The following is a 7,761-nucleotide window of genomic DNA, read 5'->3' on the forward strand; positions in this document are numbered from 1 at the left end:
CTCGTAGGAGGGTTGCGGATGTCAGAGCTGCGGTTTGACGGCAGGGTCGCGGTCATCACCGGTGCCGGACACGGTCTCGGCCGTTCGCACGCGCTGTCGCTCGCCGAGCGCGGTGCCAAGGTGGTCGTCAATGACCTGGGCGGGGCGTTGGACGGAACGGGGGCCTCCACCGGACCCGCCGCCGAGGTGGTCGAGCTGATCAGGAAGAACGGCGGCGAGGCGGCCGCCAGCACCGACAACGTCGCGACCCCCGAGGGGGCCAGGGCGATCGTCCAGACCGCGATCGACGCCTTCGGGCGGCTGGACATCGTCGTCAACAACGCCGGCATCCTGCGGGACAAGTCCTTCGGCAAGATGAGCGTCGAGGAGTTCGACCAGGTTCTCGCCGTCCACGTCCGCGGTTCGTTCCTGGTCAGCCGGGAGGCGTTCCCGTACCTCAAGGAACAGGGGTACGGCCGGATCGTCAACACCTCCTCGCCCGCCGGGCTGTTCGGCAACTTCGGCCAGGCCAACTACTCCACGGCCAAGATGGGCCTGGTCGGCCTCACCAAGACGCTCGGCATCGAGGGGGCCAGGGCCGGGATCAAGGCCAACGCGATCGCGCCGATCGCCTGGACCCGGATGACCGAGGAAATCCTCCCCGCCGAGTTCGAGGCCAAGTTCACCGCGGAGCGGGTCAGCGCCCTGGTGACCTTCCTGGCGCACGAGGCCTGTGAGACCAGCGGCGAGGTCTTCAGCGTCGGCGGTGGCCGGATCGCCCGGGTGTTCGTGGCCGAGGGGCCCGGCTGGCGGCAGGACGACCACACGGTGGAGGACATCCGCGACAACTGGCAGGCGATCCTCGCCGAGCAGCCGTACCTGACCCCGACCACTCTCGGCCGGCAGGCGACCGCCTCCATGAAGGCCATGCTCTGACGCCGCGCGCCGCGTTCCGGCGGTCCTGAGGCTCAAGGGGCGCTCCCACACCGGGGGCGCCCCTTCTGCTGTCCGCGCCGGGGGCGGGGCCAGGACTTTTGCTGATTCCTGCAAAAGTCGACGGACTGTTAGTTAAAAGCTCTTCACAAACCCAGCCAAAGGGGGTTAGCTTCTGCACATCCCACTCCGGGCGAGGAGGTGCTGTGAGTCGGGTCACCGTTCGGCCGGAGAGCACGCGCCACCACGGTCGCCGCGTGCGGGGCGCGCTCGCGCGCCGAACCCGACCGGCTCATCGAGCCGCACCTGGCGGAGCGGGTGGGGCCTGCGGCGACCACGTTCTCTCGGCCCGACGACGAACCAGTGAGGCCCCATGTCCGAAGCCACCCCCCTGCTGCGCATGCGGGGGATCGTCAAGCAGTTCCCCGGCGTGCGTGCCCTGGACGGTGTCGACCTGGAGGTGCTGCCCGGTGAGGTGCACTGCCTGCTCGGCCAGAACGGTGCCGGGAAGTCCACCCTGATCAAGACTCTGGCGGGCGCTCATCAGCCCGACGAGGGCACGATCACGTTGAACGGTGCGGACGTGCGGCTGTCGAGCCCGATCGCCGCGATCAGGCTCGGCATCTCCACGATCTACCAGGAACTCGATCTGGTGGACGGGCTGAGTGTGGCGGAGAACGTCTTCCTCGGACACGAGCCGGCCCGGCTGGGGTTCGTCGGACGGGGAAGGGCGGCGCGGGCGACGCGGGAGCTGCTGGCCCGGCTGGGGCACGGTGAGATCCACCCGTCGACGGAGGTGGGACGGCTGTCGCCGGCGGCCAAGCAGGTGGTGAGCATGGCGCGGGCGCTGTCGCACGACACCCGGTTGATCATCATGGACGAGCCGTCGGCGGCGCTGGCCCATGACGAGGTGGGCAACCTGTTCCGGATCATCCGGGAGCTGACCGCTCAGGGGGTCGCGGTGGTCTACATCTCGCACCGGCTGGAGGAGATCCGCGAGATCGGGGACCGGGTGACGGTGCTCAAGGACGGTCGCACGGTCGCGGTGGGGCTGCCGGCCAAGCAGACTCCGACCTCGCGGGTGGTGGCGTTGATGACCGGCCGCGAGGTCGAGTACGTCTTCCCGCCGCGCCGCGCGGAACGCGTCGCGGGGGCCGAGGTGCTGCGGGTCGAAAAGCTCACCGTGCCCGGCGTCTTCACCGACGTGTCGTTCTCGGTGCGGGCGGGAGAGATCGTGGGGCTGGCCGGGCTGGTCGGCTCGGGCCGCTCGGAGATCATCGAGGCGGTGTACGGGGCGCGGAGGTTCTCGGGGCAGGTGCTCCTGGAGGGGCGGCCGGTACGTGGGGGCGGTACGACGGGCACGGTCCGCCTGGGGATGGGGCTGGCCCCCGAGGAGCGCAAGGCGCAGGCCCTGCTGCTGGACCAGAGCGTGTCGCGCAACATCAGCCTGGCCAGCCTGGGCCGCTACTCGCGGCTGGGGTGGATGGACCGCCGCCGCGAGGCCGCGGACGCGCGGGAGATGGTGCGGGCCCTGGACATCCGACCGGCCGATCCCGAGCGGCCGGTCAAGACACTTTCCGGCGGCAACCAGCAGAAGGCGGTGCTGGCGCGGTGGCTGCTCAACGACCGCAAGCTGCTGCTGCTGGACGAGCCGACGCGGGGGGTGGACGTGGGGGCTCGGGCGGAGCTGTACGCGCTGGTGCGGCGGCTGGCCGATGAGGGGATCGGGGTGCTGCTGGTCTCCAGCGAGGTGCCCGAGGTGCTGGGGTTGGCCGATCGGGTGCTGGTCCTGCGGGAGGGCCGGGTCATCCGTGAGGCCGATGCCGGTGAGCTGGACGAGCACGCCGTCCTCGACATGATCATGGAAGGGAGTGCCCTGTGACATCCCTCTCGACCGGGAGCACCGGGACTGGTGAAAGGAACCGACAGGTCCTCATGAACGTCATCTCTCGTCGCTTCGAGAACACCCTGGCGGGGCTCCGGTGAAGTCGTCCTCGGACGAGCGCGTCGAGGCGTCGGTCCGTAAACCCGTCGTGGTGAGCCCGCTGGCCCGTCTCGGGGAGACGCGCCACCTCGGGCTGGTGGTCGCGCTGGTACTGCTGGCGGTGGTGGGCCTGGTCACGGTGCCCGACACCTTCGCGACCACCTCCAACCTGGTGAGCATCCTGTCGCTGGCCGCGACCATCGGGGTGATCACGGTCGGCATGACCTTCGTGATCATCGGTGGGGGCATCGACCTGTCGGTGGGCGCGGTGATGGCACTGGCGTCGGTGTGGGCGACCACGCTGGCCACCCAGTCCTACGGCCCGCTCGTGATGATCGTGTGCGCGGTGCTGGTCGGTACCGGGGCGGGCCTGGTCAACGGGCTGCTGATCTCCTACGGGCGGATGGTGCCGTTCATCGCGACGCTGGCGATGCTGGTGGCCGCCAGGGGACTGGCACAGCGGATGTCCGACCGGCGCACCCAGTTGGTGCAGCAGGGCAACGAGATGATCGTGGAGCTGTCGACGACCCGGGTGCTGGGCATCCCGGTGCTGGTCTACATCTTCGCGCTGGTGGTGCTGGCCGGGTGGGTGGTGCTGAACCGGACCACGTTCGGCCGGCGCACCTACGCGGTGGGCGGCAACCCCGAGGCGGCCCGGCTGGCGGGCATCGACGTGCGCCGCCACACCGTGTTGCTGTACGCGCTGTCAGGGCTGTGCTGCGGGATCGCGGCGGTTCTGATCATGGCCAGGACCACGACGGGTTCCTCCACGCACGGAGACCTGTACGAGCTGGACGCGATCGCGGCGGTCATCATCGGCGGCACGCTGCTGACCGGGGGACGCGGGTCGATCATCGGATCGATCCTGGGTCTGCTGATCTTCACTGTGATCACGAACCTGTTCATTCTCAACGGGCTCAACACCAGCGACCAGCTGGTGGCCAAGGGCCTGATCATCGTGGTGGCCGTGCTGCTCCAGCGGCGCGCCCTCACCTCACGGACCTAGGCCCTGTCCCTTGGATCTTCCGCACCCCGAGGTCAGGCGGCGTCTCGCCACGTTGCCGCCGGTCACCGCGGCCCTCCGCCGGCTTGCGAGAGGCCGGCCGGTCCTCGCCGCGGCAAGATCCGTCAGACAGGGCCTGGACCCGCGTCCCGCGGACCGGTCAGGGGTCCGCGGGGCGCGTCACGCTTCCCCCCAAGTTTCCCCCCAAGAAGGAGCAGGGTCATGACAGAGAACGTCGCTCGCAGGGGTTTCCTGCTCGGCGGTGCGGTCATCGGTGCGGGTGCGCTGGTGACGGCGTGCACCGGCAACGAGGTGGCCGCACCGGCCGGCGCGGCAAGCACGGCGCCGGCACCGGCGGCCGCGACCGGCGGTAACGAGGCGCCCGGCGACAAGGTGGTCATCGGTTTCTCGGCGCCCGCTGCCGATCACGGCTGGATCGCCGCGATCGCCAAGAACGCCGAGGCCACGGCCAAGCAGTACTCCGACATCGAGTTCAAGCCGGTCGAGCCGACCAACGACATCAACGCGCAGATCTCCGCGGTGGAGTCGCTGATCGCGGCGAAGGTCGCCGCCCTGGTGATCCTGCCGAACGACGGCCAGCAGCTCAACCAGATCGCCCGGCAGGCCTCGGACGCGGGCATCCCGGTGATCAACCTGGACCGGGTCTTCCCCGACAAGCTGTCGTACCGCACCTGGATCGGCGGCGACAACTACGGCATGGGCGTCGCGGCCGGCCACTACATCGGCAAGAAGCTCAAGGACAAGGGGGTGGCCGACCCGGTGATCCTGGAGATCCAGGGCATCGCGACGCTGCCGCTGACCCAGGACCGCAGCAAGGGGTTCGAGGACGCGCTGAAGACGTACGGGTTCGCGGTGACGGCCAAGCAGGACGCGCAGTTCACCGTGGAGTCGGGGACCAAGGTCGCGGCGAACCTGATGCAGGCGCACAAGAAGATCGACGCGATCTGGAACCACGACGACGACCAGGGCATCGGCGTGCTGGCCGCGATCAAGGAGGCCGGGCGCAGCGAGTTCTTCATGGTCGGTGGCGCCGGGTCGGCCAACGCGATGCGCGACATCAAGGAAGGAACGGGGGTGCTGGAGGCGACGGTGACCTACAGCCCCACAATGGCCTCCTCGGCGATCAAGCTGGCCCGCCTGATCGCTCAGGGCAAGGGGATGAGCGACCTGGTGGAGAACCAGGTGCCCCAGTCGATCACCCTGGCCTCGGAGACGATCACCAAGGAGAACGTGGACGCCTACCTGCCGCTGGGATTCGAGTCCTGATGGCTCAGGCGGACGAGGCCGCGCCCGGACCGACGCCGACACCGGGGCCGACGTCGGGAACGGCAGCGGGGGAACGCCCGAGGCTGGGTATCGGCATGGTCGGCTACGCGTTCATGGGCCGGGTGCACTCCCAGGCCTGGCGTAGCGCGCCGGCGTTCTTCGACCTGCCGGCCCGGCCGGTGATGGCGGCGCTGTGCGGCCGCTCGGCCGAGGGCACGGCGCGGGCGGCCGAGCAGATGGGCTGGGCGGCGGTCGAGACCGACTGGCGCGAGCTGATCGCCCGTGAGGACGTCGACGTGGTCGACATCTGCACCCCCGGTGATTCGCACGCGCGGATCGCGATCGCCGCGCTGGAGGCCGGCAAGCACGTGCTGTGCGAGAAGCCGCTGGCCAACACGGTCGCCGAGGCCGAGGCCATGGCGGATGCGGCACGGGCGGCCGCGGCCCGCGGGGTCTACGCGATGGTGGCGTTCAACTACCGGCGGGTGCCCGCGATCGCGCTCGCCGCCCGCTGGGTGGCCGAGGGGCGGCTGGGCGAGATCCGGCACGTGCGGGCGCAGTACCTGCAGGACTGGATCGTCGATCCGGACTTCCCGCTGGTGTGGCGGCTGCGAAAGGAGCTCGCCGGGTCCGGGGCGCTGGGCGACATCGGCGCGCACATCATCGACACCGCGCAGTTCATCACCGGTCAGCACCTGACGCAGGTCTCGGCGCTGACCGAGACCTTCATCACCCGGCGCCCGCTGGCCGAGACCTCGGCCGGGCTGTCGGCCGGCGTCGGCGGTGGTGCCGAGACGGGGGAGGTGGACGTCGATGACGCGGCGCTGTTCATCGGCAGGTTCAGCGGTGGCGCGCTGGCCTCGTTCGAGGCCACCCGGTTCGCCACCGGGCGTAAGAACGCGCTGCGCATCGAGATCAACGGCTCGGCCGCCAGCGTGGCGTTCGACTTCGAGGCCATGAACGAGCTCTGGTTTCACGACCACGCCCTGCCTGCCGAGGAGGCGGGGTTCCGCCGGGTGCTGGTCACCGAGCCGGGGCACCCGTACGCGGGGGCGTGGTGGCCACCGGGTCACGGCCTTGGCTACGAGCACACCTTCACCCACGAGGTGAAGGACTTCGTACAGGCGATCGCCTCCGGCACCGCGCCGTCCCCGTCGTTCGACGACGGGTTGCGGGTCCAGCGCGTGCTGGCCGCGGTCGAGCGCAGCGCCGCCGACCAGAGCCGGCTGACAGCGGTACGGCAGACGTGAGCGGCCGGTCGCCGGTGTGGTGCACCCGCGCGCCGAGCGCGCGGGTGCGCCACCCGGCGCACGCCCCGGTGAGAACAGGTCCATCAACCGTGTGGAGGACGTATGAGCAGGCCGATCACCTTGTTCACCGGCCAGTGGGCCGATCTGCCCTTCGAGGAGGTCTGCCGGCTGGCCTCGGGCTGGGGATACGACGGGTTGGAGATCGCCTGCTGGGGCGATCACTTCGAGGTCGACAGGGCGCTGTCCGAGGACGGCTACATCGATCGCAAGCGGGAGATCCTGGCCAAGCACAACCTGGTCGTGCACGCCATCTCCAACCACCTGGTCGGCCAGGCCGTCTGCGACCATCCCATCGACGAGCGGCACAGGGCCATCCTGCCCGCCCGCGTCTGGGGTGACGGCGAGCCGGAACAGGTTCGCCGCAACGCCGCAGAGGAGATCAAGAACACGGCTCGGGCCGCGGCCAGACTCGGTGTGGACACCGTGGTCGGCTTCACCGGATCGTCCATCTGGCACACCGTGGCGATGTTCCCGCCGGTGCCGCCCGCGATGATCGAGGCCGGCTACGCCGATTTCGCCGCCCGGTGGAACCCGATCCTGGACGTCTTCGACGAGGTGGGGGTGCGTTTCGCCCACGAGGTGCATCCCAGCGAGATCGCCTATGACTACCACAGCACGGTGCGGACCCTGGAGGCCGTCGGGCACCGGCCCGCGTTCGGGCTGAACTGGGACCCCTCGCACATGGTGTGGCAGGAGATCGACCCGGTCGGCTTCATCCTGGACTTCGCCGACCGGATCTACCACGTCGACTGCAAGGACGCCAAGGTCCGCACCGGCGACGGCCGCCGCGGCCGGTTGGCCTCGCACCTGCCCTGGGGCGATCTGCGCCGGGGCTGGGACTTCGTCTCCACCGGCCGGGGCGACGTGCCGTGGGAGGACTGTTTCCGCGCGCTGAACGCGATCGGTTACACCGGGCCGATCTCCATCGAGTGGGAGGACGCGGGCATGGACCGCCTGGACGGCGCCCCCGACGCGCTGGCCGTGATCCGCAGGCTCAATGCCATCACCCCGCCCTCGGCCGCCTTCGACGCGGCCTTCTCCTCCGATTGAGGCACTCAGGGCCGACGTGCCGGAGGCGTGTCCGGGGTGAGCCGTTCTCCTGCCGGGACGTCTCCGCGGACGGGGTGACAGGAGGCGTGCCGGTGACCCGGACGGGGGGGGCGGGGCGCCCAGGCGCCGCGGGGGGGCGCGGGGGCCGGGGGGGGGGGGGGGTGGCGGGCGGGGGGCTCGGCCCGTCCGCGGGGGGTGGGGGGCGCGCGGCGCCC

At 70.6% G+C, this 7,761-nt stretch carries 6 protein-coding genes; all 6 read left to right on the forward strand.

What is annotated here, in order from left to right; all coding sequences use genetic code 11:
* The first annotated feature begins 18 nt into the window (after positions 1 to 18).
* The 6 genes from ABZU75_RS33815 (at position 19) to ABZU75_RS33840 (ending at position 7,546) form a co-directional block, all read left to right on the forward strand.
* The gene (locus ABZU75_RS33815) at positions 19 to 915 is read left to right on the forward strand and encodes an SDR family oxidoreductase (RefSeq protein WP_355563237.1); all 897 of its coding nucleotides are present in this window, start codon (positions 19 to 21) and stop codon (positions 913 to 915) included.
* A 370-nt stretch (positions 916 to 1,285) separates the two neighbouring features.
* Complete coding sequence (locus ABZU75_RS33820; RefSeq protein WP_350959531.1) at positions 1,286 to 2,794, forward strand: sugar ABC transporter ATP-binding protein; 1,509 nt, start codon at positions 1,286 to 1,288, stop codon at positions 2,792 to 2,794.
* Positions 2,795 to 2,894: 100 nt separating this feature from the next.
* Entirely contained in the window at positions 2,895 to 3,902 is a 1,008-nt protein-coding gene (locus ABZU75_RS33825) for an ABC transporter permease (protein ID WP_350914341.1), read from the forward strand.
* A gap of 219 nt (positions 3,903 to 4,121) precedes the next feature.
* Positions 4,122 to 5,186, forward strand: coding sequence for an ABC transporter substrate-binding protein (locus ABZU75_RS33830; protein WP_355563242.1), 1,065 nt, complete (start codon positions 4,122 to 4,124; stop codon positions 5,184 to 5,186).
* The gene (locus tag ABZU75_RS33835; RefSeq protein ID WP_355563245.1) at positions 5,186 to 6,436 is read left to right on the forward strand and encodes a Gfo/Idh/MocA family oxidoreductase; all 1,251 of its coding nucleotides are present in this window, start codon (positions 5,186 to 5,188) and stop codon (positions 6,434 to 6,436) included. Before ABZU75_RS33830 ends, ABZU75_RS33835 begins: the two co-directional genes overlap by 1 nt.
* 102 nt (positions 6,437 to 6,538) lie before the next feature.
* The gene (locus tag ABZU75_RS33840) at positions 6,539 to 7,546 is read left to right on the forward strand and encodes a sugar phosphate isomerase/epimerase family protein (protein WP_350914347.1); all 1,008 of its coding nucleotides are present in this window, start codon (positions 6,539 to 6,541) and stop codon (positions 7,544 to 7,546) included.
* The last annotated feature ends 215 nt before the right edge of the window (positions 7,547 to 7,761 follow it).

The organism is Streptosporangium sp. NPDC005286, assembly GCF_040607515.1.
In the GTDB taxonomy this organism is placed as follows: domain Bacteria; phylum Actinomycetota; class Actinomycetes; order Streptosporangiales; family Streptosporangiaceae; genus Streptosporangium.